Source organism: Novosphingobium sp. NFX11 (genome assembly GCF_057376415.1).
In genome coordinates this window covers 1,864,390-1,889,617 of record NZ_CP080385.1, presented here as the reverse complement: position 1 = coordinate 1,889,617, position 25,228 = coordinate 1,864,390, and the positions used below count along the sequence as shown (strand labels likewise).

The 25,228-nt window shown below is 66.3% G+C and carries 17 protein-coding genes and 1 pseudogene; 6 read left to right on the top strand and 12 right to left on the bottom strand.

All coding sequences use genetic code 11. The features are described from left to right. Positions 1 to 395 precede the first annotated feature (395 nt). Both KZO24_RS26400 and KZO24_RS26395 read left to right on the top strand, forming a co-directional pair. Positions 396 to 890, top strand: a pseudogene (locus KZO24_RS26400) (TonB-dependent receptor plug domain-containing protein); the annotation flags it as partial. A gap of 508 nt (positions 891 to 1,398) precedes the next feature. Beyond that, positions 1,399 to 2,718 (top strand): TonB-dependent receptor domain-containing protein, encoded by a 1,320-nt coding sequence (locus KZO24_RS26395; RefSeq protein ID WP_486487444.1) that lies wholly within the window; start codon positions 1,399 to 1,401, stop codon positions 2,716 to 2,718. A gap of 9 nt (positions 2,719 to 2,727) precedes the next feature. On the opposite strand, the gene KZO24_RS26390 is transcribed toward KZO24_RS26395, so the two are convergent. Together KZO24_RS26390 and KZO24_RS26385 are read right to left on the bottom strand one after the other, a co-directional pair. After that, positions 2,728 to 3,783 (bottom strand): FecR family protein, encoded by a 1,056-nt coding sequence (locus tag KZO24_RS26390; RefSeq protein WP_271184011.1) that lies wholly within the window; start codon positions 3,781 to 3,783, stop codon positions 2,728 to 2,730. Further along, the gene (locus KZO24_RS26385) at positions 3,780 to 4,370 is read right to left on the bottom strand and encodes an RNA polymerase sigma factor (RefSeq protein ID WP_486487443.1); all 591 of its coding nucleotides are present in this window, start codon (positions 4,368 to 4,370) and stop codon (positions 3,780 to 3,782) included. The genes KZO24_RS26390 and KZO24_RS26385 overlap by 4 nt, the downstream gene beginning before the upstream one ends. A 105-nt stretch (positions 4,371 to 4,475) precedes the next feature. Here KZO24_RS26385 and KZO24_RS26380 point away from each other — a divergent pair, with 105 nt between their 5' ends. From KZO24_RS26380 to KZO24_RS26365, 4 genes are all read left to right on the top strand, one after another. Continuing rightward, the gene (locus tag KZO24_RS26380) at positions 4,476 to 4,769 is read left to right on the top strand and encodes a hypothetical protein (protein ID WP_486487442.1); all 294 of its coding nucleotides are present in this window, start codon (positions 4,476 to 4,478) and stop codon (positions 4,767 to 4,769) included. Further along, positions 4,766 to 6,808, top strand: a complete 2,043-nt coding sequence (locus KZO24_RS26375) for a TonB-dependent receptor (protein ID WP_486487441.1) — start codon at positions 4,766 to 4,768, stop codon at positions 6,806 to 6,808. Before KZO24_RS26380 ends, KZO24_RS26375 begins: the two co-directional genes overlap by 4 nt. Before the next feature lie 79 nt (positions 6,809 to 6,887). Beyond that, complete coding sequence (locus tag KZO24_RS26370) at positions 6,888 to 8,348, top strand: amidohydrolase (RefSeq protein ID WP_271184009.1); 1,461 nt, start codon at positions 6,888 to 6,890, stop codon at positions 8,346 to 8,348. 215 nt (positions 8,349 to 8,563) lie between these two features. Further along, positions 8,564 to 10,600, top strand: a complete 2,037-nt coding sequence (locus KZO24_RS26365; protein WP_271184008.1) for a putative bifunctional diguanylate cyclase/phosphodiesterase — start codon at positions 8,564 to 8,566, stop codon at positions 10,598 to 10,600. 12 nt (positions 10,601 to 10,612) lie between these two features. On the opposite strand, the gene yaaA is transcribed toward KZO24_RS26365, so the two are convergent. From yaaA to KZO24_RS26315, 10 genes are all read right to left on the bottom strand, one after another. Continuing rightward, entirely contained in the window at positions 10,613 to 11,365 is a 753-nt protein-coding gene (gene yaaA / locus KZO24_RS26360; RefSeq protein ID WP_036526509.1) for a peroxide stress protein YaaA, read from the bottom strand. 44 nt (positions 11,366 to 11,409) lie between these two features. Then, positions 11,410 to 12,171 carry a FadR/GntR family transcriptional regulator gene (locus KZO24_RS26355; protein WP_271184007.1) on the bottom strand — a complete coding sequence of 254 codons (762 nt, stop codon included), beginning with the start codon at positions 12,169 to 12,171 and terminating at the stop codon, positions 11,410 to 11,412. Between the two features lie 53 nt (positions 12,172 to 12,224). Beyond that, positions 12,225 to 13,130: a sugar kinase gene (locus tag KZO24_RS26350; RefSeq protein WP_271184006.1), complete on the bottom strand. Its 906-nt coding sequence runs from the start codon at positions 13,128 to 13,130 to the stop codon at positions 12,225 to 12,227. An 11-nt stretch (positions 13,131 to 13,141) separates the two neighbouring features. Next, positions 13,142 to 14,350, bottom strand: a complete 1,209-nt coding sequence (manD, locus tag KZO24_RS26345) for a D-mannonate dehydratase ManD (RefSeq protein ID WP_271184005.1) — start codon at positions 14,348 to 14,350, stop codon at positions 13,142 to 13,144. Between the two features lie 184 nt (positions 14,351 to 14,534). Continuing rightward, positions 14,535 to 15,944, bottom strand: coding sequence for a carboxylesterase/lipase family protein (locus KZO24_RS26340; RefSeq protein WP_271184004.1), 1,410 nt, complete (start codon positions 15,942 to 15,944; stop codon positions 14,535 to 14,537). A 25-nt stretch (positions 15,945 to 15,969) separates the two neighbouring features. After that, positions 15,970 to 17,277 (bottom strand): alpha/beta hydrolase family protein, encoded by a 1,308-nt coding sequence (locus KZO24_RS26335; protein ID WP_430099267.1) that lies wholly within the window; start codon positions 17,275 to 17,277, stop codon positions 15,970 to 15,972. A 93-nt stretch (positions 17,278 to 17,370) separates the two neighbouring features. Continuing rightward, on the bottom strand, positions 17,371 to 19,620 hold the full coding sequence (locus KZO24_RS26330; RefSeq protein ID WP_271184002.1) for a TonB-dependent receptor: 2,250 nt from the start codon (positions 19,618 to 19,620) through the stop codon (positions 17,371 to 17,373). Positions 19,621 to 19,950: 330 nt separating this feature from the next. After that, positions 19,951 to 22,287, bottom strand: coding sequence for a glycoside hydrolase family 31 protein (locus tag KZO24_RS26325; protein ID WP_486487440.1), 2,337 nt, complete (start codon positions 22,285 to 22,287; stop codon positions 19,951 to 19,953). Positions 22,288 to 22,291: 4 nt separating this feature from the next. Next, the gene (locus tag KZO24_RS26320; RefSeq protein ID WP_271184000.1) at positions 22,292 to 23,545 is read right to left on the bottom strand and encodes an MFS transporter; all 1,254 of its coding nucleotides are present in this window, start codon (positions 23,543 to 23,545) and stop codon (positions 22,292 to 22,294) included. A gap of 151 nt (positions 23,546 to 23,696) precedes the next feature. Continuing rightward, complete coding sequence (locus KZO24_RS26315; protein ID WP_486487439.1) at positions 23,697 to 25,223, bottom strand: glycerol-3-phosphate dehydrogenase; 1,527 nt, start codon at positions 25,221 to 25,223, stop codon at positions 23,697 to 23,699. Positions 25,224 to 25,228 lie beyond the last annotated feature (5 nt).

The window sequence follows — 25,228 nt, the reverse complement described above, 5'->3', positions numbered from 1 at the left end:
GGGCTTCTGATTCGGTCAACAGCCAATTTTCAAAAATGTTTCAACAAGGGGCCAACAGCACCAAGGCAGACTGCGAGCCGGCAAGCCCAGCGCCAAACCCCTTCCAGCTTTTGCTTGAAGCGTGTCGCTGATGCCGATAGCCACGCCGCCAAAGGGAATTATGGCTCAATTGCCGGGAAAACTTCGGGTTGCGTGCTAGCATAGCGAATGCCGTCTGTGCGTTCGCAGTCCTCATTTGGTCGGCGACCGGAGCCTTCGCCAGGAACGGGGAACTGAACGTCCCTGCGCTTCCGCTGGCCCGCGCCGTAGCGTCGCTGGGGCAGCAGGCCGGAGTTCAGATCCTGGTCAACGCGCCCGGTAGCGAGGCGCGGCGCACGCATGCCGTACACGGCCATATGACTCCGGCCGAAGCGTTGACGCGAATGACCCGCGGCATGGGTCTGTCCGTTCGTGCCGTCGCCCCCGGCGTATATCTGATCGCAAAGACGCCGCCTGTCCGCAAAGTGCTGCAACCCCGGCCTCCAGCCCCAGTCCCCGAACCTCCCGAAATTCTCGTTTCTGCACGGCGTCGCCCCGAACTGGAGCGCGACGTGCCGCTGGTCGTGACCCATCTCGACAATTCGGCGCTGCAGCACGCGGCCGTTCGCACCCTGGCGGACGTGGCGCGCATAACTCCGGGTTTCGTCGCCACCGGCCAGACCAGCAGCGCCACGCCGCTTCTGGTGATGCGCGGCCAGCGGCGATCGATCAGCGACGAGAACCGGCTGCCGCTCGTCGTCTATCAGGACGAAGTGCCCCTGCCCAATCAGGCCGCGCTCTCGCCGTTGTTCGACATTGCTTCGGTCGAGGTGCTGCGCGGCGCGCAAGGAACGCTGTTCGGCCGCAATGCCACGAGCGGCGCGGTGCTGCTGCGCTCGGTACAGCCGGGAGAGGGTATCGCCTCCTACGTCGAAGGCGAAATCGGCAACTACGGACTGCACCGTATGGAAGCGGCAATCGAATTGCCCGCGTCCGGTCCCTTCTCGCTTCGCGTGTCGGGTCAGCAAGTGCGGCGCGAAGGCTATACGCACATGGTCGACGGCGGACGCGCGGACGATGTGCATACGGACGCGATGCGCGCGGTTCTGCGTTTCGATCCGGACGGGCCGCTGCGCTCCACCACGAGCTTCGACATGCTCGATGCCGAAGAGAAGGGCGCCGCCCTGATCCTCGCAGGCGTCTATCCGGGAGGCAGCGTGCGCGACGCGCGTAACGCGCCCTACTTCGATTGCGGCACTGGCGCCTGTGATATCGACGGCTATTTCGAGGCTCAGCAGACGCTGGGCCGCCGGACCTCCCAATCCGGCCTGGCGCCATCCTTCCGGCGGCGGTTTCGCGGTATCGGCAACGTTACCGAATATGGCGAGGGCGACCTGCTGGTCCGCAACATCGCCGGGCTCAGGACGACCGACCTGCACTACACCCTCGATGGAGACGGGACGCCGCTGCCGATCAACGATCTCGATCACCGATGCCCGCCTGCGCCAGTGGAGCGAGGAGTTGCAGGTTCAGGGAAAGCACGGCAGCCTTCGCTATATCGGCGGGCTGTTCTACCTGAGCAGTGCCCCCGACGGTCCGGTCGTACAGACCCTGTCGCGACTGGTGCGGCCCGACAACCCGCCTTCGCACATCGCCAGCTACCAGACTTTCCGCAGCGCCGCGATCTTCGGTCAGGTTACGGCAGCGCTCGCCGCCGACCTGACCGCCGATCTCGGCCTGCGCTATACCGGTGAGTGGATCGGCGGCTGTGCGCTGCGATCCGCCGTGGCCAGACCATTGTCCGAGCGCCAATGCCTTGATGATGGCGGGACCCGCGGGAAGGCGCGATCGCGGCGGCTCACCTGGACGCTGGCGCTGACCCGTAGGCTGGGAGACAGCAGCCTCTACGCCACCAGCCGCCGCGCGTTTCGTTCGGGCGGCTACAACACGCCGGCGCTCGGCGGGTTACTGGCGCCTTTCCAGACTTTCCGGCCCGAGACGCTGACCGACTTCGAGGTCGGCGCCAAGGGGCGCTGGAGTTTGGGCGGGATCAGCGGATCTTACGCAGTGGCCGCCTATGTCGGCTTGTACGACGACGTACAGCGCGCGCTATTCCCCGATGTCGATTTCGACGGCGACGGCGATCTGACGACCGACCCCATCACCCTCTACATCAATAGCGCGAAAGCCCGGGTCGCGGGAGCAGACGGTGAGTTTTCAGCGAACCTGGGAACCCGTACCCGGCTGACCCTCAGCGCCTCGTGGATCGACGCGCGTTATACCCGGATCGATGCCCCCACCGCCCTGACCTCGCTTTTGGGCACGGACCCGCTGCACAACCGCTTCACATATACGCCGACGTTCGGCGGATCGGTGTTCCTATCGCACGATCTTCCCTTGCCCGTAGGGCTCGGAACTCTCGCTCTTGGCGCAGACTACGCGTGGGTGAGCAGTGTCCGGCTGACAGAAAGGCCGACTGAATCTTTCGCGCGGCAGCCCGCCTACGGGCTGCTTGGCGCTTCGATCACATGGCGTCGGCCGGGCGGATTGCCGGTGGATATGGAATTGTGGGGCCGCAACCTCACCGACCGGTTCTACGTGAGCGGCGGCGGGACGCTCAATCCGGCCTACACGGCGGCGACGATCATTCCCGGACCGCCGCGCACGATCGGGCTTCGACTGCGCTACAGTTTCGAATGACCCGCGCGGTCAAGGCGCGACGAGTTCGGCGCGCGTGACGCTTTCGTTCTCGACGCGGGCGATCCCGGCCAGTTCGAGGCTCTGCAGGAACCCGCGCGTCACGCCGATGCGGAACGTGCCGCTGATGGGCCGACGCGCAAGTTGTGGGCTGGAGACGATGATCTCCTGCGGACTGTAGCGGTTGATCTCGGCCACGGCCTGCTCCAGCGGCACGCGATCGAAGCTCAGGACGCCCGAGCGCCAGGATAGCTGGCGGTCCACGGCGACCTCGGCCATGCGGTAGGCACCGCCCTGCCACACGAGTTCCTGCCCGGGATGAAGAACGGTGGACTGGGCCTCACGGCCCTGCCCTGCCGGCATGTCGATGCGCACGCGGCCTTCTGCAAGCGTGACCGTGACGCGGCCGCCGGTGTCCCGCACCGCGAAAGCCGTGCCCAGCGCGGTCACCCGCACGCCTGCGGCCGAGACGACGAAGGGCTTGCGCGGGTTCTTGGCGACTTCGAAGAACGCCTCGCCGCTGCGGATGGTCGTGCTGCGCCCGGTTTCGCTTTCCGAAACGGCGAGCACGGTCGAGGTGTTGGCGGTGATCGCCGAGCCGTCCGTCATCCGGAAAGTGCTCTGCTGCCCCACGCCCGTCGAGATCACGTGGCTGTCCGCTTGCGCGAGCGCAGCTGCGGGCGCTTCGCCGCCCCCGCGATAGTGCTGGAAGGTCAGCCCGCCGACCAGGACGGCCAACGCGAGCCCGGCCGCCATCGCTCGGCGCGCCCAGGCGCGGCGGTCGCGGCGGTTGGCCAGCGCCCGCTCGCGGATTTCGAGGATGCGGGCGTCGGCGCGCATGGCTCCGGTGCCGTCCCAGGCCCGCTCCACCCGCGCCCAAGCGATGCGGTGCGCTTCGTCGCGGGCGTGCCAGGTTTCGAAATCCTCGTAGTCCTGCCGCGTCGCCTTGGGTGAACGGAAGATGCTGAAATAGGCAGCGGCGGTCGCTTCGGGCGAGTCGATCCTTTCCAGCGCCCGGCCATCGAACGGGCGGTCGTCGAACGGGAGGTTGTCGGCGGATTTGCTCATGGCAGATCCCTCGCGGCGAGGAAGCGGATCGCCTTCATGATGTTGCGCCCGACCGCGCTGGTCGAGATGCCGAGGTGCCGTCCGATCGCATCGTAGGACATCTCCTCGAAGCGGTGCAGCACGAAGACGTCGCGCGTCAGTTCGGGCATTTCCTCCAGCGCATTGGCGAGCCGATCGACGTCCTCACGGCCGCGCAGCACGCGTTCGGGGGTGAGGTCGTCCACCGGGTGCAGCGCTTCGGTCAGCTCGTGATGCGCGCCGCGATGACGGACCGTATCGCGCCGCGCCCGGTCGGTCAGAACACTCGCTGCGACCTGGAAGAGGTAGCCTTCGACATTGGCGATCGGGTCCGCCTGCCCACGCACGTGCATGCGGACCAGCACGTCCTGCACGAGATCGTCGACATCCACCGGGTTCGCCCGCTTGGCGATATAACGGCGCAGGGCGGGCACGTGCACCGACAGGTCGGTCACCTGCCGGCGGCCCTGCACATGCTTTTCCTGCGGTGTCCTGCGCAACGAGAAAATCGGATCAGCCCTTCGGTCCAATGCCCGGCGTCCATAGCCGCGCAGGCTGCGGAAGGTCATCCGATATATTTTTTCACGGGCAGCGAATGATCCGCGCGCCTTTGCGTCTTGCGCATATCGGCCTGCGATCAGGGACAGGCCGGACAACCATGGGGTAACACACCAATGACCTGTCGCAGCCTTTCGGCTCTACTTCTCGCGTCCACCGTTCTTGCCATCGCCGCGCCCGCGCAGGCCCAGTCCGACACTGCCGCTCAAAACCTCGACCAGCCCGGCGGCGACATCGTCGTTACCGCGCGCCGCCGCGAGGAAAGCGCCCAGACCGTCCCCGTCTCGGTCACCGCGTTCAACTCCGAGATGCTGCGCGAGAAGGCCGTCGTCTCCACGCAGGACCTGACCTACACCACCCCCGGCCTCAACGTCGCGCCGCAGACCTCGCGCGATACCCCTCGATCGTGATCCGCGGCCAGCGCCGCGCGACGGCAGGCGCCGCAGCGCCTTCGGTCGTGACCTACTTCGCCGACGTGCCGCTGCCCAACGAAGGCAGCATCGTGCCGACCTTCGACATCGGCTCGATCCAGGTGCTCAAGGGTCCGCAGGGCACCCTCTTCGGCCGCAACACCACCGGCGGCGCACTCCTGCTTTACCCCGTCGCGCCCGACTATGATTTCGCCGGTTACGGACAGGTCACGCTCGGCTCGTACAACGAGACGACCTTCGAGGGCGCCGTCAACGTGCCGATCGTCGCGGACCGTGTTGCCCTGCGCGTCGCAGGCCAGATCGCCCGCCGCGACGGCTACACCAAGAACCACGGCAACGGCGGCGATCTCGACGACCGCCACAACGACGCCTTCCGCGCCTCGCTCCTGATCGAGCCGGTCGATGGCCTCAAGAACACCACCGTGTTCGACTGGTATCGCGCCCGTGAGAACGGCACCGGCACCGTGCTCAACGGCGTCTACCCGAACCCGGCCGTCAGCGGCGGCGGCACCGCGCGCACGGCGGCGAACCGTCCCTACTTCGACTGCGGCGTCGCGGGCTGCGACATCGACATCGCGCTGGCCGAACAGCAGGCGACGGGCGTGCGCGACGTCAGCACGAGCATCGATCCCTATTCGAACCGCACCTTCTGGGGCGTGGCCAACACCTCCGAACTGGAAGTCGGCAAGGTCACCTTCAAGAACATCTTCGGCTACCGCCGCAGCAAGGTCGCGGCCGCCCGTGACATGGACGGCACCTACCTCGCGCTTTACGACGGCGTGTCCAACACCGACGTCGAGCAGGTCTCGAACGAGTTCCAAATCCTCGGCTCGCTGCTGAACGACCGCCTCGACTGGATCGTAGGCGCCTTCTACCTCAAGAGCGACCCGACCGGCGTAAACGGCAGCGTCACCTACTCGGCGGTGATCCCGGGCAGGACCTTCACCTACAACGAGAACTACAATTCCTCGACCAGCAAGGCGCTGTTCGGGCAGGTCGGCTATGCCTTCGGCGGCTTCGCGGAAGGGCTGCGCTTCAACGGCGGCTTCCGTTACACCTGGGACAAGTCGAGCGGCTGCTCGGTCGCGGCGCTCGACACGGCCGACCGCATCGGGCCTGACGCCTGCGCCACGCAGGGCGGCAAGACCGGTTCGGAAAGCTCCAAGGCCCCGACCTGGACCGTCGGTTTCGACTACAAGGTCAACGACGACCTGTTCCTTTACATCACCAACCGGCGCGGCTACCGCTCGGCGGGCTACAACCAGAGCGGCATGTCTTCGTACTTCGACGGCTTCGAGACGTTCCAGCCCGAGAAGGTCACCGATTACGAGGCCGGTATCAAGAGCAGCTGGGAAATCGGCGGCGTGAAGGGCCGCTTCAACATCGCGGCCTATACCAGCAAGTACAACAACATCCAGCGCTCGATCTTCCCCGGCGCGGACTTCGACGGCGACGGCAACTCGGCCAACGATCCGAGCAGCCTGATCATTAACGCCGCCAAGGCGACGATCAAGGGCACCGAGTTCGACTTCTCGGTCACCCCGGTCGGCGGCTTCACGCTGTCGGGCTTCGGCGCCTACACCGATGCCAAGTACGACGAGTACGACGCACCCGCAGCCTTCATACCGCTGCTGGGCAACAACCCGGTGAACAACAAGTTCTCCTACACGCCCAAGTGGACCATCGGCGGCGGTGCGCGTTACGCGACGTACCTGGGCAACTTCGCCGAGATGGTGTTCAACGCCAACTGGTTCCACAGCGCCAAGGTCTGGTACGTCGAGCGTCCGCTGGACACCAACGGCATCCAGAAGGCCTACGACACCGTCAACCTCAAGCTGGACTTCAACAACATCGAGGATCGCGGCATCGACCTCGGCTTCTTCGTGCGTAACCTGTTCGATGTGACGTATGCTGCTGCCGGCGGTGTCGTCACCCCGTCGGTGACTTCGACCACGCTCGTCTACAACGAGCCGCGCGTGTTCGGTGCCCAGCTGCGCATGTCGTTCGGCAAGCGCTGATCCCTGCCCGCCTGCGCGGATCGCCATGATCCGCGCAGGCACCCCTTTCGATACGACCCTTCGATGAGGATGTAGCCCGATGAAATCCCGTCTTCGTACCGCCCTGCTCTCCCTTTCCGCGCTCGCTTCTACTCCGGCGCTGGCCGAGCCGCTGGCCGATGCCGACCGCACCGCGATCCTCGCCGAAGTCGATCGCGGCGCACCCGCGATGGCGCGAAATGCATTGCAGATCTGGTCCTGGGCCGAAGTCGGCTTCCAGGAGACCAAAAGCTCGGGGCTTCTCCAGAAGGACCTCAAGGCGGCAGGCTTCAAGGTGACCGCCGGTGTCGCGGGCATGCCCACCGCCTTCATCGCCAGCTTCAAGAACGCAGACGGCCCCGTCATCGGCATCCTCGCCGAGTACGACGCCCTTCCCGGCCTCGCCCAGGCGGCCGAGCCTGAGCGCCACGTCATCGACGGGATCGCCGGTCATGCCTGCGGTCACAACCTGTTCGGCGCCGCCTCGGTCGCGGCGGCGATCGCCACCAAGAACTGGATGGTTGCCCACGGCATCAAGGGCGAACTGCGGGTCTACGGCGCGCCCGCCGAAGAGGGCGGCTCGGGCAAGGTCTTCCTCGTCCGCTCCGGTCTGACCAAAGACGTTTCCGCCATGCTGCACTGGCATGCGGGCGACGGCTATAGCGCCATGCAGGGTCATGCGCTTGCGAACGTCAGCGCGAAGTTCCGCTTCCACGGCCTCGCCTCGCACGCCGCCGCCGCGCCCGAACGCGGGCGCTCCGCGCTCGACGGTGTCGAGGCGATGGACAACATGGTCAACATGATGCGCGAGCACGTGCCGCAGGAAACGCGCATCCACTACGTCATCACCGATGGCGGCAAGGCCCCCAACGTCGTGCCCGACACCGCCGAGGTCTACTACTACGTGCGTCACCCCGACCAGCAGCAGGTCGCCGACATCATGGAGCGCGTGAAGAAGGCCGCCGAAGGCGCCGCGCTCGGCACCGGCACCACGGTCGAGTACGACCAGATCGGCGGCACCTTCGACCTGCTTCCCAACGACACGCTGGGCCACGTGATGTACGACAACCTCAAGCAGGTTCCGCTGCCCACCTATACCGCGCAGGAACAGGCGTTCATCGACAAGATCGCGGCCACCCTGCCCAAGGGCGGCCGCAAGCGCACCACCGGGGTCGAGCCCTATTCCAGCGGCGAGATCATGTCCGCCTCCACCGACGTCGGCGATGTCAGCTACACCACGCCCACGGCGGGCATGTCCGCAGGCACCTGGGCGCCCGGCACGCCGCCGCACAGCTGGCAGGCGGTCGCCGCCAGCGGCAACAGCGTCGGCACCAAGGGCGCGGAAGTGGCCGCCAAGACCCTTGCCCTCACCGCCGCGCAGCTGTTCCAGAGCCCGGAGACGCTGGCCGCCGCGAAGAAGGAACTGGACGAACGGCGCGGACCGGACTTCGTTTACCGCTCGCTGCTCGGCGACAAGGCACCCTCGCTCGACTATCGCAAGGCGCCTGCCTCAAAGAATTGACCGGACCCATCCTGACCCCGGTTCCGCGCAAGTGCGCGGAACCGGGTTTTTTCTCATTATGACATTTCAATGACTATTAATGACAGTCAAGTAACTGTCCTTATTAGATTTTCTTAGGAAATTCGCGTTAACCTCTCGCTCAATGGCACGGGAATGGGGAATTCCCGGCACAATTCGGGTGCGAGATGTTCAACGTTAATTCGAAGTTCGGGCGCATGTTCGCGTCTCTCGAGACGCGGCTGGTGGGCGCGCTTACGCTGATCGTGGTGTTTACGGTCCTGCTGCAGGTCGTGACCCAGCGAGAAGCCTACGCCCTGCGCGAACAGAGCGATGCGCTGATCCAAACCTCCGCCATCGCCGAGAACGCAGACCAGTTCGCCGACGCGGTCGCCAAGCTGCGCATGGCCACCAATCGGGGCCTGATGGCCAGCGAGACCGGCGGCAGCAGCGACGAACTTACCGACCAGGCCATCGGCATCGGCGACCAACTCGGCCGTTTCCGCAATAGCGGCATGGTGTTCTACGACGCGCCGCAAGCGGGCAATCCCTTCGCCGACCTCGACCGGCACGTCGCCGAAATCCTCGAAGTCCAGAAGCACGGCGCCACGCGCTCGCTTGCCCGCCGGATCGAGGCCCGCAATGTCGCGATGGGCGAATTCGCAGACGGCATCGTCGATCGAGCCCACGCCCAGCGCCGCAGCGCGCAGCAGCAGCTCGTCGCCTCAGTCGGGCGCTGGCAGCTGCTGGTGCTGGCGACCGGGCTGGTGACGATCCTCGTCGTGCTGCTCGCCCTGTTCGACATCTCCCGCAATATCCTGCCGGCGATCCGCCGGATGCACGGCAACGTCCAGCGCCTTGCCGACGGCGACCTCGACATCGAGATCGGCACGTTCCGCCTCAAGGAACTGCAGGCGCTGTCGCACCCGCTGGAAACCTTCCGCCAGAACGCCCGCGCGGTGAAGAACCTCGCCTTCAGCGACCCCGCCACCGGGATGCCCAACCGCCGCGCTTTCCTCGAAACGTTCGGCAAGCTGCTGGCGATCGGCGGCGAGCGGCGCTTTGCCTGCATGGTCATCGACATAGATCGCTTCAAGCACGTCAACGACGACTACGGCCATGCCGCCGGTGACGACCTCGTGCGCCTGATCGGCGAACGGGTGAAGGACCACCTCGGCAGCGAGAGCGTCGTGGCCCGCATCGGCGGCGACGAATTCGCCGTCTCCATGCCGCTGGCCGAAGGAAAGCAGGGTTTCGTCCTCGCCTCGGGCCTTGTCGATGCGGTCCGCGCGCCTTTCAGCCTTGGCGGTTATGCGGTCGCGGTCACCTGCTCGATGGGCGTGGTCGACGTCACCGCAGGCGACGAAGCACAGGACGTGGACGACATCCTGCGCAACGCCGACATGGCGCTCTATGCCTCCAAGAAGAGCGGCCGCAACTGTGCCACCGCCTTCGACCTCGCCATGGCGCAGGAACGTTCGATCGACCGCGCGCTGGAAAAGGACCTCGAATTCGCCTTCGAGCGTGATCAACTGCGCATGGTCTATCAGCCGATCCACTCGGTCGTCGACGACGCGCGCGAGGTCGAGGCACTGGTCCGCTGGCGCCATCCCGAACTCGGCGATGTCCCACCCTCCAGCTTCATCCCGGCCGCCGAGCGCAGCGGGCTGATGGTGCGGCTCGGCGAATGGATCATCGAGCGCGCGCTGGCCGATTTCGCGCAGTGGCCCGACATGTTCCTCAGCATCAACCTGTCGCCGCTGCAGTTGCAGCACGAAGGATTCAGCGGCTTCCTGCTGGACGCCTGCCGCCGTAACGGCATCGTTCCGCGGCGCCTGTTCCTGGAAGTGACCGAATCGCTGTCGATCGAGCGGAACACGCGGGCACTGCTGACGCTCAACCTGCTGCGCACGCTGGGCTTCCGCATCGCGCTCGACGATTTCGGCACCGGCTACTCGTCGCTGTCGATGGTCAAGAGCTTCAAGTTCGACCGCATGAAGCTGGACCGCAGCCTCGTCATGGACCTCGGGCAGGACCCGGCCTCGGTGGCGGTGCTGGAAGCGGCAGTGACGATGGCCCGCCACGTCGGCGCCGAAGTGGTCGCCGAAGGAATCAGCGAGGCGCACCTGATCGGCGCGACCAAGTCGGCCGGGTGCACTCACCTTCAGGGCTACTACTACAGCAAGCCGATCGAGGCGGGCGAAGTCCTCGGCTACTTCGCAAATGCCGAAGTCGATCTCGCGCAGGTCGCCTGAACGGCGTCCCCGTCAGGCGCGCGTGAAGCGCCAGCGGTCGGCATCGCTCTCCTCGGCATCGAAGCGGTAGCCGTCGGTGTCGAAGCCGCGCATCGCATCGACGTCGGTGATGTGGTGCTCGCACATCCAGCGCGCCATCATGCCGCGCGCACGCTTGGCGTTGAAGCTGATGAAGCGCGGGCCGTTGGGGCCGGGCTCGCGGAACTCGACCTCGATCACCCGGATGCCGGAAAGGCGCCCGGAGACGGCGGCGAAGTATTCCTGGCTGGCAAGGTTGAGCACGACGCCCGATCCTTCCTCCGCCACCTGTTCGCGCAGCAGCGCGGCGATGCGGTCGCCCCACCAGTCGGTCAGGCTTTTGTGACGCGGCGCCCAGCGAGTCCCCATTTCGAGACGGTAGGGCTTGATCGTGTCGAGCGGGCGCAGCAGCCCGTAAAGACCCGAGAGCATGCGCAAGTGATCCTGCGCGAAAGTCACGCCCGGCTCGTCCAGCGTATGCGCCTCGAACCCGGTGTAGACGTCTCCGGCGAAGGCGAACAGCGCCTGCCGCTCGGGCAGTTCGGGGAAGTCGCGAAAACGGTCGGCGTTCAGCTTCGCCAGACGCGGCGAGATATGCATCAGCTCGGAAAGGCGCTTCTGCGTGAGGTTCGCGGCCGAGCGCGCAAGGCTGGTCGCCTCCTCCACGAAGTGCGGAGTAGAAACGGCGAGCGGCGGCAGCACGCGCTCGAAATCGAGCGTCTTGGCGGGAGACAGAAGGGCAATCATCGCGCCGAGCGGTAGCGAGCACCGGCAGGCGCGTCAAATGCCCTTCAGTGCGAAACACCGGCCAGCGGGCTACGGGCGATCCGCCGCCGCTTTTCGCCAATCTCCTGCTTGGCTTTCTCGATCAACTGGAGTTCGGTGACGGCTAGCAGGTCCTCCGACACGCGCATCAGATGGGCGCGCATGGCGGAGCGCGCCTGCTCCGAATCGCGCTGGACGAGCGCGTCGTAGACCCGGCGGTGCTCGTCGGGACGCGGGTTGATGCCGACCTGCCGAGCCTGCTCGAACATGTGGCGGCACAGCGGCGACTGTTCACGCAAATCCCACAAGTGTTCGACGGTCTGGGCGACCAGAGAGCTTTGCGTGCCCTCTGCAATGGCCATGTGGAACTGCCGGTCGAGCGCCAGTTCCTCTGCCGTCGCCGGGTCGAGCGCTTCCATGCGTTCGAGGATTTCGCCGACGCGCGCCACTTCCTCGTCGGACATGACGGTGGCCGCAAGCGCCGCCGCCTCGCCCTCGAACATGATGCGCGCCTCGATCAGTTCGAAGGCGCCGACGTTGAGTTCGGCCGGGGTGCGGTCGGCGGGCATTTCCTCTGCCACATAGACGCCCGAGCCGTGGCGTACTTCCACCAGCTGGCGGATTTCAAGGGCGATCATCGCCTCACGAATGGTGGGGCGGCTGACCTGGAATTGCTCGGCAAGGTCACGCTCGGCAGGCAACCGGCTGCCTGCCGCATATTGCCCGCTCCTGATGCCCTGTTCGATCTCCTGCGCCACGCGCTGGTAAAGTTTCAAGCGTTCCGCCATGCATCCTTGAATGTCACAAGCGGCACGCACTCGCAAGTCATCTTACCACTTCATCAAAGCGCATAAGGCGCGGCCTCATCGCGCGGCGGGATCGCACCGCGCCGCATGACGTTCCAGCCGGCCATGCGGTGCCCCGCCAGCGCCGCTTCCGACACCGCGATACCCTGCATACGCGCCGCGAGATAACCGCCATTGAAGGCATCTCCCGCGCCGCTGGTATCGACCGGTCTCAGCGTGCTCGGCACTGGGCAGGCTTCGCCACCGGGCAGGAGGCAACCTTCGGCACCCAGCTTTACCACCACTTCACTGCAACCCAGACGCTGCCAATGCGCGGCGACTTCCTGCGGCGATCCGGCGCCGTCCAGCGCCGCCTCGTCCTCGAAAGTCGGCAGGCCGATGTCGGCGAAGGCGATCGCCTTGTCGCGGATCTGCACAGCCGCCTCAGGTGATTCCCAGAGGCGCGGGCGATAGTTGCCATCGAACGCGACCAGACCGCCGCGATCACGCACCCGCCCGGCCAGCCGAAGCAGATCCTGACGCCCCTGCGGTGGCAGGATCGCCAGCGAAATCAGCGAGAAACTCAGGAGGTCTGCCGTTTCGGCGACGTCCATCGCCGCATCCACCGCTTCCAGTTCGAACAGCGCCCGCGCCGCGCTCGTCTCGCGCCAGTACGTGAAGCTGCGCTCTCCCGAAGGATCGGTGGTGATCGCATAAAGCCCGGCCTGCCGCGTCGGGTGCCGCAGCACGAGGCCGCAGTCGATGCCCTCTGCCGACCATGCCGTTCGCAGCCCCTCGCTGAAGGCATCCGTGCCCAGCGCGGTCATGTAGGCAACGTCATGCCCGGCGCGGGCGAGGTGGATCGCGGTGTTCAGCGTATCGCCGCCGAACCCCACGCTCCATGCTCCCGCCGAGCCGGACAGTTCCACCATCGCCTCGCCCAGGCAGACGATCCTTGCCATAACGCCGGCCCTTACCAGCTCCACATCGTCCCGTCTTCCAGCCGGGCGACCGGCAGGTAGGCGGGCTTGTAGGGATACTTGGCGGCCAGTTCCTCGTCGATGTCGACGCCGTGGCCGGGGGTCTCGCCGCAGAACAGCTCGCCCGCGTCGAACGTGTAGTCGTGCGGGAAGACCGCGTCGGTCTCCTCGGTGTGGCGCATGTATTCCTGGATACCGAAGTTCGGGACCCAGGTGTCGAAGTGCAACGCCGTGCCCATCGTGACGGGCGAGAGGTCGGTGGCGCCGTGGCTGCCGGTGCGGATCTGGTAGAGCGCGGCAAGGTCGGCGATGCGGCGCAAGTGCGTGACGCCGCCCGCGCTGACGATCGTGCAGCGGATGTAGTCGATCAGCTGGTTCTGGATCAGGTCCTTGGCGTCCCAGATCGTGTTGAAGATCTCGCCCACGGCCAGCGGAGTGACGGTGTGCTGACGGATCAGCTTGAACGCTTCCTGGTTCTCGGCCTGCGTCACGTCCTCCAGCCAGAACAGCTGGTAGGGTTCCAGCATCTTGCCGAGGTTGGCGGCTTCCTGCGGGGTGTAACGGTGGTGACCGTCATGCAGGAGGTGATGGTCGAAGCCGTAGGTCTCGCGCAGCTTCTCGAACAGTTTGGGCACGTAGTTCAGCGCCTTGCGCGTGTCCCAGCCGGTGACCGAGGGGAGCGCGGCGTCGGCCGGTTCGTAGAACAGCTTGCCGCGGCCTACGCCGTAGGCATCCTTGATGCCCGGCACGCCGGTCTGCGCGCGGATCGCCTTGTAGCCGAGGTCGATGTACTGCCCGACCGCGTCGACGGTTTCGGCGATGTCGCTGCCGTTGGCATGGCCGTAGCACATCACGCCGTCGCGGCTGCGGCCACCGAGCAGCTGGTAGAGCGGCATGCCCGCCATCTTGGCCTTGATGTCCCACAGCGCGACGTCGACGGCGGCAATCGCGCGCATCGTCACCGGACCGCGACGCCAGTAGGCACCTTTGTACAGATACTGCCAGATATCCTCGATCCGGCGCGGGTCCATGCCGACGATGCAGGGGATGACGTGATCTTCGAGATACGCAACGACGGCCTTCTCGCGCCCGTTCATCGTCGCGTCGCCGATGCCGTAGACCCCCTGATCGGTTACGATCTTGAGCGTCACGAAATTGCGACCGGGGCAGGTCACGATGACCTTGGCCGAAGTGATCTTCACTGGTGATCTCCCTTGAGAGCCGGACGGACCCTTGCCCGCACTGACTCGCCTTTCTCGACCTTCATATTGGCCTTACCTCATTGATGCAATACATCAGGTGACTCCTGAATGTCAGAAAAAAGCCGGACGGTCTTGGAAGACCGCCCGGCAGAGTCCTGCTGTCAGGGCAGGTTGGGAGAGATCGTCACGGCGCGGGCGGCGCCCAGGGATCGGCGGCGACGCGGGTGGCGCCGTCCGCCGCGAAGTCCATCATCGAACCGCCCACTCCGGCATAGCCCGGCCACTGCGGCACGGTCTGGCCGTTCGGGTTGCCGGTCTTCACGAAGTTGGCGATGTACGTCGCGATCGTGTGACCCATCGCCTGGTCGGCGGGACGGGTCTTCGCGCCGTACTTGATATCCACGGTGTCGAAGAAATAGGGCAGGTCGTCGGCATGGATGGCGCCGTCGCTTTTGGGCGTGACCGCCGCGTCGGAGACGTAGGAGAAGCGGTAGTACCACGTCGGCACGCCCTGCCCCGCGATGGTCCCGGCAAGGTGGCGCGCGCCCGCAATCATCATGCCATCCCTGCCGCCGAGGTCGCCGCTGGTCGCGCCGATGATGGTCGGCACCTTGGCGAAGCGCCCCGCCTTGTAGGCCGCCGCCACGTCCGTTGCCGCACCACCCAGCGGGAACGGCGAGGAGAACGTGCGCGGCCCGCCGGTCAGCACTGTGCCCAGCTTGATGTCCCCGGTGACGTTGCGAGCAGGGATAGCACGCAGTTTGGCCAGCGCCTGCGGATCGTTGGCCGCCACACCCTCGGCCTTGCCGAAGGCGAGGCCGATCGCCTCGGCATCCTTGAGCGTGGAAGCCTTGATTGCCGATCCGCTGCCGCCCGACATGACCACCGCGCGCTGGAACAGGTCCTTGCCCTGCGTCGCTGGAGCCGTAACGAGGTTATGGACCGACATACCGCCAGCACTCTCGCCCATGACCGTGATGTTCTGCGGGTCTCCGCCGAAGGCCGCGACGTTGCGCTTGATCCACTCCATAGCCGCGATCTGGTCCATGAAACCGTAGTTGGCGAGGCGCCCGCCGTCCTCCTTCGCCCTCGTCAGCGCCGGATGCGCGAAAGTCCCGAAGCGACCGAGGCGGTAGTTGAAACTGACGACCATGACGCCCTGCTGCGCAAGGCGCGTGCCCGTGTAGATGAGGCGCGAGGCCGAGCCATTCACGAAGCCGCCGCCATAGATCCACACCAGCACCGGCAGTTTCGTCGCCTCGCCCGAGGGGCGCCAGACGTTGACGTAGAGGCAGTCTTCCGACGGAGCCGAACCCGGCGGCAGCGGCACCGCGTTGTAGTTCTGCATGCAATCGTGGCCATAAGCCGCGCCATTGCGCGCCCCGTTCCACTTCGCGGCGGGCTGCGGCGCGCGCCAGCGCAAGTCGCCCACCGGCGGCGCGGCGAAGGGGATGCCCTTGAACGCGGTCACGCCATCGGCATCGACGCCCGAGACCGTGCCCTGCTCCACCGTAACCTGCGGCGGCGGCACGTCCTCGGCGTGACCGGTTGAGGCGAGGGTCAGGAGGCCCAGCGTGATCGTCAACTTGCGCATCGTCATCTCCCGGTTGCGCGGATGCTCAGGAAGCGGGTTTGAATTCCAGCGACATGCCTGTCGCCTTGTTGGGCTGGAATCCCTTCCACAAGGTGGCCTCCGAAGCGCCGGGGCTGTAGCCCGAATAACGGCCGCCGGGTGCATCGGGCCACTTGCCCGCATTGGAGTCCACCACCAGTCCGTCCATGTAGGCGGCCTTGCCCTCGTCGCCCTTGACCGTGCGGTCGAGGAAGGCGGTGATGAAATGCGCCTGCACTGCCAGCAACCGGTCTTTGCGCCAGACGGCGTCCTCGAACCACTCGAAGTCCCAGAACTTCGCACGGGCTTCCGACGGGGCACCGGTCAGGGCAATGCTGTGCCCGGCCTCGCGGAAAGTCAGGAGATAGCGCGGAGCGTGGACCTGCGCTTCGAACAGGCTGCGTACGCCGGGATCGTAGCCGACCGCCTTGTCCTGACTGCCGACGATGTAAAGCGTGGGCGCGGTGATCGCCGCCACGCCGGGCGCGGTCCATGGCTGCAGGCCCGGTGCGCCACCCGCAGGCGCGATCGCGACGACGGCCTTGAGATTCGGCACCTTGAGCGCGGCGGCCTTGGCGGCGCCCTTTACATAAGGCGCCAGCACGCCGCGCGTCCTGCTCGCCATGACGGGATCGAGCGGCGCTCCGGCAGCGGTGAGCACGCCGTAGCCGCCCATCGAATAGCCGACGAGCGCCGTGCGGCTGACGTCAGCGGCGGCGAAGACACCCTCCCCGCGCCCGGCCAGACGCGCCGCCTCCGACGCGACAAAGGCGATGTCGAGCGGACGGCGGGAGAGCGGCCCTGCCCTCGCGGCATCGGTGCGGATGCTGATCGCCGGATCGCGGAAGGCGGGCACGGCGACGATGTAGCCCTTGCTGGCAAGGTTCTCGCCCAGCCAAGCCAGCACTTCGGGGCTGTTGCTGTAGCCATGCGCGAGGATCACGAGCGGGAAGCGCCCCCTGGCGACGGCGACATTCTCTGCGGCCACGCCGGGAACGGTAAACAGCACGTCCTTGCCGTCCTCTCCGGGAAGAGGCGTACGATAGGTGATCGGAGGGCCATCGGCGGCTGCGGGATACCACAGGCGAACCGTCAGGTGGCGGTCGACTTTCGCGGGCTTGTCGGCCCCCTGAAGAGCGTCAAGTTGCCCCGGCTGCACCAGTTCGATAGTGCTCGTGCCGACCGGCAGGCTGCCGAGCGCAGCCAGTTCCGGCGCGTCGGGTCCGGGAATGGTGGGCGAGGCGGGCTCCTGGCCGGCGGCGATCGCCAGCGGAGCGGCAGCGGCGAGTGTCAGAGGCAGCAGCACGCGGAGCATCGTCATCCCCCTCACGGGAAAATCGGGGGTGCAGACCTTGCGCTGCCTGCACCCCGGAAAAAATCGGGGCCGACCTGCGCCCCCGATCCTGCTTCAGAAATTCAGGTTGAACCGGACCCCGCCGTAGCGGCGGAAGTCACGCGGGAGGATCGCGTTGGCGGCTGCACTGTTTCCGAAGAAGCTCGCGCGGTTGATGATGGTGGCGTAATACTGCTGGTCGAACACGTTGTTGACGAAGGCGACCACTTCCCAGGCCTTGTCCTCGGCGCGAACGCCGATCCCCAGGTTGACGATGTGGAACGCGTCCATCTGGGTCGCCGGGTCGTTGGCATGGGTCGCGCTCTGGTACTGCCAGCTGACCTGAGCGACACCGCGCAGGCTGTCGGTCAGTGCGGGCGTGAAGTCCGCGCTGGCCTGCAGGTTCCACGTGGGCGAGGTAAGCCGCTCACCGGTCAGATCCTGGCTCTTGACCGACCCGCCGGTGCAACCCTGCGCTGCGGTCTGACCGACATAGCACGCGGCGCCTTCGAACGAGGTGTACTTGGCATCAAGATACGTACCCGCTGCGCTCAGCGTCAGATCCTGCGCCGGACGCAGGAAAATCTCGGTCTCGATACCCCGGGTGCGCAGGCCGCCCACGTTGGTGAGACGGAAGTACTGCGTATCGCCGACTGTTTCGATCTGCTGCGCCTGCAGGTTCTTGTAAGTGGTGTTGAACAGCGTGACGTTGAGCGTCACTGCGCGGTCGAGGAACTGGCTGCGCAGGCCCAGTTCCCAGTCCTTCGACGTCTCGGGCTTGATCGCACCGGCCGCCGCGCGGGTGGCATTGAAGCCGGTCGACAGATCGTAGGTCTGCCCCTTGTAGCCGGTGGCGAACGTGCCGAACATGCTGATGTCAGGCGTGAATTCGTAGCGAACGCTGGCCTTGTAGGTATCGGCGGTGTCGCTGGCGTTGCCCGACCAGTAGCCATTGCCGTTGTAGATGTCGTTGAAGGTGTACGACACCTTCTCGTTCTGCAGACGCGCGCCGCCGGTCAGCGTCAGGCCCTGCACCAATTCCCAGTCCGCCTGCACGAAACCGGCAATCTGGCGCTGCTTGGCAGTGGCGAACCACTGCGCCAGCGAGAACTCCGGCCCGCGATAGAACGGGCGGTTGAAGCTGGTGTCGGCGAAGTAGACGCCCACGGTATAGCGGAACTTGTCCTCCGCAGGCGACTGCAGGCGCACTTCCTGCGTCACCATTTCGGAGTTGAAGGTGCCGCGCTCGATGTTGTTGCCGTCGATCGGCGCGACGGTCTGATCCTGGTCGACGAAGTCGTGCAGCTTGAAGCGGTCGTAGGACGTGATCGAGGTCAGCGTCATGTCGCCGATACCGAACTCACCACGCAGGTAGCCGCCGTAACCGTGGTAATTGGTGCCCGAATCGACGTTGTCGACGACCTGCTGGTTGTCGGGGCCGACCGTGATGCCCGGCAGCGCAACGTCAGCCGTATATCCGGCCCGGCCGCGATAGAGCGCGCCGCTTGCAAGGTTGATGAATGGCATGCCCGAGTGGGTTTCACCGTCATTGTAGTTGGCCGCCAGGGTGATCGCGACGTCGCTGCTGGGCTCCCACTTCAGCTTGCCACGGAAGCTGGAGGCCTGCCGGCTGTTGACGTCCTTGTCCAGCGTGATGTTGCGGACGTTGCCGTCCCACCACGAATAGCTGCCCGACACGATGAAGCCGAGGGTATCGGTGAGCGGGCCGGAGACGCTGAAGCTGCTGGCGACTTCGTCGTCGCTGGTCACCTTACCGTTGACGCGCATTTCCAGCTTGTCGGTGGGGCCACGGGTGATGAGGTTGATGAGGCCCGCCGAAGCGGCCTTGCCGTAGAGGGTGCTCTGGGGACCGCGCAGCACTTCGAGGCGCTCCACGTCGGGCAGGTCGGTGAAGGCGCGCGCCTGGAAGGCCAGCGGCACTTCGTCGATCAGCACCGCGACGCTGGGCTCGACGCCGATGCCGAAGGCATACGTGCCGACGCCGCGCAGCGAGATATTGGCGCTCTGCGGCTGCTGCGCCGGGTTGATGCGCAGCGAGGGGGCGACCTTGTAGAGATCTTGGAAACCGCTGACACCGGCGGTCTGCAGCTTGCCGGGCGCCACGACCGAAACGGCCAGCGGCACTTCCTGCACGCTTTCGGAGCGCTTGTTGGCGGTCACGATGATGTCGCCGCCGTAGTTGTCGGCCGCGCCGGACTGGGCGGCGGCGGGGGCCGGAGCCGCATCCTGCGCCATCACAGGCACGGCGAGCGCGCCGGCGCCCGCGATGATCGTGGTTGCGCAGAGGTGATGCCAAAGTTTCATCTATTTTCTCCTCCCCTTCGTCCAGCGAAGGTCATCCCAGCGGCTTTGTCAGCCTGTGGTCAGCGGATTATCAACTGACCTTACCAATGGCAATAAATGTTTTGCTCTATTCGCGGAATTTATATCGCCTCTAAAAGGCGAGCAGCAGACAGGCAGCAGAACACTCCGAAGAGCCAACTCCCCGGAACGTCCGATTTCGTCGATAAATCTAGGTTTTCAGCCATTCCGCGATGAAGAAGAGCTGTGCAGACCAACCCTTCACGCGGTCAGGCCACCGTTATGCGCACACCGCTGCGGCCGTCATGTTCTGCCGGCGTGCTTTCGTAGCCATCAACCACCAGCTTGCGCAGAATCGCCGATCGGCAGGAGCAGTGTGATGGTGCCATTCCCGAAAACGCCCTCGCCAGTGCGCTCGACGGTCACAGTGACTTCGTCGGCAGTGGCCCGGCACGTGCCGCTCCAGACATCGGCGTCGCCGTAACCCTCGCCATCGTCCTCGTGGAAGGACCACGCAGCGCTGTCACCGCGCGTCGGCGGGAACAGCCAGAGGCCCCGCTCGAATGCGCCCGGCCGCACCCCGCCTTGGGCGAGATCGACCGGAATCGTGCTGCCCGCACGGGCGAGCACCGGCGGCAGGCCGTCGAGAGGCGCCGCGAGGGTGACGGCCCCTCCGCCCACGTGGACGGCGCCGGTCCAGGGGTCGATCCAGTCGGCTGCAGCAGGCAAGGTGGTCCCGACGGTATCGACGCCCTCCTCACAGGCGAGAACGACCAGCAGGTCGCGGCCCAGCAGATGCGCATCATCGTCGGTCCAGGCTGCGGCATCCTCAGGGAAGTCCAGCCAGAGCGGGCGCGAAACCGGCTCGTAATCGCGGTGATAGCGCCAGAGCAGGTCCGAGAAATACGGGATCAGCGTCTGGCGCAGCGCCATCAGGCGGCGCATCGCGGGAAGCTGTTCCGGGTACATCCAGGGCTCGTTGACGCTGGCGTCGTCGTTCCAGCTATGGATCGAGAAGCGCGGCATCAGCACGCCCGCCTGCACCCAGCGCAGGAACAGTTCCGGCTCCGGCTTGCGGCCCGCGAACCCACCCACGTCATGCCCGCTGTTGGACACGCCTGAAAGCGCCAGTCCCAGCCCCATCTTGGCATTGTAGCGGATGGTCTTCCAGTCAGTGCGGTTGTCGCCCGTCCACGTCTGCGCATAGCGGTGGAGCCCCGCCATGCCGCTACGCGACACTACGTAAGGACGGCGCACCGCGTCATGCTCCACCTGAGCCCGGCGCGAAGCCCGCATCATCAGCAGCGACTGCAAGGGCCGCGCCTCGGCGGCCGGGCGCGGCGAGCCAAAGAAGTCGAACAACGCCCGCCGGTCCCACACGCCGTATTCGTTGTTGTCGTTCCACGTCGAACGGATACCGTAATCGAGCAGCGCCGCCTTCACCTGCGCCCGCCACCAGGCCGCACCTTCGGACTTGGTCAGGTCGATGAAGGAGCCCAGTTCGTCCCAGAACTGCACCTCGATCGGCGTGCCATCGGCGTCGGCGACCAGCAGCCCGGCCTCGGCCAGTTCGGCGAAGCGCGGATGGTCGCGCAGGAACGCGGGCTTGATGTTGGGCACCAGTTCGATCCCCGCGGCGCGATAGCCCTCGACGAAGGCAGCGGGATCGGGGAACTTGTCGCGGTTCCAGTTGAAGACGTAGCGCTTCAGCCCGATCGAGGTGTAGCCCGAGGACAAGTGGAACGAGGTGCAGCCGATGTCGTGCTCCTCCAGCTTGTCGACGAAATCCTGCATCCGCGCCTGCGCATCGGGGGCGTCGGTATAAGTCATCGTCGAGCCGGAATAGCCCAGCGCCCAGCGCGGCATCAGCGCGGGGCGGCCGGTCAGCCACGTGAAACGGCGCGTCACCGCCAGCGCGTCAGGCCCGGCGATCATGTAGAGGTCAAGGTCGCCGCTATCAGCCACGACCGAGCGATAATGGCCGTGGTAGTTGTCCAGCTCCTCGCCGAGATCGACGGTGACGTCCGCCATGATGTCGTAGAACGCGCCGTGGCAGACGTTCTGCGCATCGGCGACGAGCAGGTAGGGGATCGTCTTGTAGAGCGGGTCCGAACTCTGCGCGTCGTAGCCCATTGGGTCGAGGTTCGTCATGCGCAGGCGCCGCCCTGTCCGGTCCATGCCGCCCGAACGCTCGCCAAGACCGTAGTAGCGCTCGCCCGCCGGACGCGCGACGTAGTGCGAGACACGGCCGTCCCACCAGCCGAAATCATAGCTCTGCGTCGGGCGATCGGCCATCATCAGCTGCCATCCGTCACCGGCGCGCTGCTCCCAGCCGCAGTGGAAACCGTCGAGGCGGATCGTCAGGCGGATGCGCGCGGTCTCGATCACCAGCGTGCCGTCGGCGTCGTCGAGGCGGTAGTCGGGGCAGGCGAAGCCCTCCACGCTCATGCGGTCGCGGCCGGGCTCGGCGACGTCCTCGGCGCCGGGCGCGACGGCCCAGCTCGGCGGCCCCTTCACGGTGCCTTCGGGGAGCAGGAGCAGGCGCACGACGTCCTCCTCCAGCACGAAGACATGCGCGACGGCGGCGGTATCGCTGCGCAGGGTTATGCGGCCGGTATCGCGCTCGGCGACGTGGAACAGCGGCGGGCGGGAGAGGGTCGCTTGACGCATGAACTTACTCCGAAACGGCGGAGCGCAGGCGGCCGATCATGGCGATCAGCACGGCCGCGCCGAGAAGGTCGAAAACCGAAAGGCAGGCAAACAGCGGAGCATAGCCGACACTGTCGGCCAGCTGCCCGATCAGCAGCGAGAACAGCAGGCCGCCGAGCCAGCCCGCCTGTCCGACGAAGCCATTGGCGGTGCCCACTTCCTCGGGCGAGAAGACGTCGGCGCTCAGCGTGTTGATCAGCACCGAGATGATCTGGTGCGCGAAGCCGCCGACGCAGAACAGGGCGATCGCGGTGTAGGGATCGGCGGCAAGACCGATGCAGCCCGGCGCGATCATCAGCACGGCAGCTAGGCTGATCGCCGTGACGCGCGAGGGGATCAGGCTCATGCCGAAGCGCTTCATGAAGAACGGCGAGAGGTAGCCACCCAGCACGCCTCCAAGGTCGGCCGCTAGGAACGGCAGCCAGGCGAACAGCGCGATCTGCTTGATGTCCATGCCGCGCTCGTGCGCCAGATAGAGCGGAATCCAGAAGCTGAAAGTCTGCCACGCGGGCTCGGCCAGGAAGCGCGGGATGGCGATAGACCAGAAACGCGGGCTGGAGACGATCTCCTTCGCCGAGGCGCGGCGGGCGGGCGCGACCGGGCGGTCGTGCTCGATATAGGCGCGCTCTTCCGGGGTGATCGCCCAGTGCTTCTGCGGGGAGCGGTAAAGGCGATACCAGCCGTAGGCCCAGAACAGCCCCACCCCGCCGGTGACGAGGAAAGCGGCGCGCCAGTCGGCGGCGAGCGAGACGGCGATGACCAGCGGCGGCGCGATCAGCGCGCCGAGCGAGGTGCCCGCGTTGAACCAGCCGGTGGCGACCGAGCGTTCCTTGGCCGGGAACCACTCGGCAATGGCCTTCATCCCCGAGGGGATTGCAGCGGCCTCGCTCATCCCCAGCAAACCGCGGAAAAAGGCGAGGCCCATCCAGCCGCCCGCGAAGGCGTGGGCCATGTTGGCGATCGACCATGCGGCGGCGAAGAGCGCGAAGCCGATCTGCAGGCCTACCCGGTCGACGATCCAGCCGCAGACCGGCTGCATCACCGTATAGGCCAGCTGGAAGGCGCCGACGATGTAGCTGTACTGCTGCGTCGAGATATGCAGCACGTTCGTCAGTTCGGGAGCCAGCGCGCCGAGCGAATTGCGGGCGAGGTAGTTCAGGATCGTGCCGACGCAGATCAGCGCGACGATCCACCAGCGCAAGTTGCGCACGGTTCTCACTGCCTCGCTCCGCTGGCCCGCGTCCGGATTCCGACCGCCTTCATGCTCTGTCTCCCAAGATTCTTATCGTTGATTAGTCGCGGAAAACCGCCATGTCCAGAGAGGTCTTACCATTTTGGGCAGGCCACATCACGACCATGCAGCAATGTGTTCATCGAGCGCGGATCTCGACCGATTTGTCGAGTTTCAGGCCGAGTTTGGAGCGCCGGAACAGCACGTCGCGGCCGGTCCGCGCCCACTCGTGGCGGGCCAGATAATCGACCTCGGCGGCGTAGAGGTCGCCGCCGAAATGGTGGCCGAGTCCCGCCACGTCGCGCGCGTCTCCGAGCAGGGTGGCGACGCGGGTGCCGTAGGCGCGGGCGAGGCGGCGAAGGAGGGCGGCGGGGAGGCCCGGGCGCTGGGCAATCAGGGTCGCGGCGAAGCGTTCGAAGTCCGCTTCGGGCATGTCGCCGCCGGGCAGGATCGCACCGCTGGTCCAGGCGCCGGATTGCGGCGAAAGGAGCGGGGCGAGCTTCTCCATCGCGTGCTCCGCCAGCTTGCGATAAGTGGTGATCTTGCCGCCGAAGATGTTGAGCATCGGCGCGCGGCCGTCCTCCGCATCGAGGTCGAGCACGTAGTCGCGGGTGACCGCCGAGGCGCTGCTGGCGCGGTCGTCGTAGAGCGGGCGGATGCCAGCGTAGCTCCAGACCAGATCAATCTCCCCGATCGGGCGGGTGAAGTAGCGGGCCACGGTGTCGAGCAGGTAGCGGGTCTCTCCCTCGGAGATCGCGGCGGCGCCGGGGGCCTCGTCCCAGGCTTCGTCGGTAGTGCCGACGAGGGTGAATTCGCCCTGGTAGGGGATCGCGAAAACTACCCGTTTATCAGGGTTTTGCAGCAGGAATGCATGGTCGCCTTCGTAAAGGCGCGGGACGACGATGTGGCTGCCCTTGATCAGCCTGACGCCGCGATCGCTGCGGCCATCGGGCACGCGGGCGATCACGTCGGCGACCCATGGACCGGCGGCATTCACGAGGGCTCGGGCGCGGACGTTATGCCTTCCTTGCGCATCCGAAATCGTCGCGGTCCAGAGGCCGTCGGAGCGCTCGGCGGAGACGAGGCGGGTGCGCGTGCAGATGCGGGCGCCGCGCGCCTCTGCGTCCATTGCGTTGAGAACGACGAGGCGGCTGTCCTCTACCCAACAGTCCGAATAGACGAAAGCTTTTGCGCCGGATTTCAGACCGTTACCGCGCGGATCGCGGGCCAGCTGCGGGATCGTGCGGGTGGCGGGGAGGACCTTGCGACCGCCGAGGTGGTCGTAGAGAAACAGCCCCAGCCGCACCAGCCAGGCGGGGCGCGGGCTGTTGACTTGCGGCAGCACGAAGGACAGCGGCCAGATGATGTGCGGGGCCATGGACAGCAGCCGCTCGCGCTCGATCAGGGCCTCGCGGACCAGTCGGAATTCGCCATATTCGAGGTAACGCAGGCCGCCGTGGATCAGCTTGGTGCTGGCCGAAGAGGTGTGCTGCGCAAGGTCCTCCTTCTCCACCAGAAGCACCGAAAGTCCGCGCCCTGCCGCATCCCGGGCGATGCCCGCACCGTTGATGCCGCCACCGACGACCAGCAGATCGTAGGTGCACTCGGCGGCACTCAACGGCACACAAGCGGTATCCAGCGGCACGGAACTGTCCGAAGAAGGCATTCGAC

Bases quoted from the DNA above. Each gene is read 5' to 3' on its own strand.
- KZO24_RS26335 (WP_430099267.1), bottom strand. From the start codon at position 17,277: ATGCTCCGCGTGCTGCTGCCTCTGACACTCGCCGCTGCCGCTCCGCTG.
- KZO24_RS26370 (WP_271184009.1), top strand. From the start codon at position 6,888: ATGAAATCCCGTCTTCGTACCGCCCTGCTCTCCCTTTCCGCGCTCGCT.
- KZO24_RS26385 (WP_486487443.1), bottom strand. From the start codon at position 4,370: ATGACCTTCCGCAGCCTGCGCGGCTATGGACGCCGGGCATTGGACCGA.
- KZO24_RS26315 (WP_486487439.1), bottom strand. From the start codon at position 25,223: ATGCCTTCTTCGGACAGTTCCGTGCCGCTGGATACCGCTTGTGTGCCG.
- KZO24_RS26330 (WP_271184002.1), bottom strand. From the start codon at position 19,620: ATGAAACTTTGGCATCACCTCTGCGCAACCACGATCATCGCGGGCGCC.
- KZO24_RS26365 (WP_271184008.1), top strand. From the start codon at position 8,564: ATGTTCGCGTCTCTCGAGACGCGGCTGGTGGGCGCGCTTACGCTGATC.
- yaaA (WP_036526509.1), bottom strand. From the start codon at position 11,365: ATGATTGCCCTTCTGTCTCCCGCCAAGACGCTCGATTTCGAGCGCGTG.
- KZO24_RS26390 (WP_271184011.1), bottom strand. From the start codon at position 3,783: ATGAGCAAATCCGCCGACAACCTCCCGTTCGACGACCGCCCGTTCGAT.
- KZO24_RS26350 (WP_271184006.1), bottom strand. From the start codon at position 13,130: ATGGCAAGGATCGTCTGCCTGGGCGAGGCGATGGTGGAACTGTCCGGC.
- KZO24_RS26325 (WP_486487440.1), bottom strand. From the start codon at position 22,287: ATGCGTCAAGCGACCCTCTCCCGCCCGCCGCTGTTCCACGTCGCCGAG.
- KZO24_RS26395 (WP_486487444.1), top strand. From the start codon at position 1,399: ATGGCGAGGGCGACCTGCTGGTCCGCAACATCGCCGGGCTCAGGACGA.
- KZO24_RS26340 (WP_271184004.1), bottom strand. From the start codon at position 15,944: ATGCGCAAGTTGACGATCACGCTGGGCCTCCTGACCCTCGCCTCAACC.
- KZO24_RS26380 (WP_486487442.1), top strand. From the start codon at position 4,476: ATGACCTGTCGCAGCCTTTCGGCTCTACTTCTCGCGTCCACCGTTCTT.
- KZO24_RS26355 (WP_271184007.1), bottom strand. From the start codon at position 12,171: ATGGCGGAACGCTTGAAACTTTACCAGCGCGTGGCGCAGGAGATCGAA.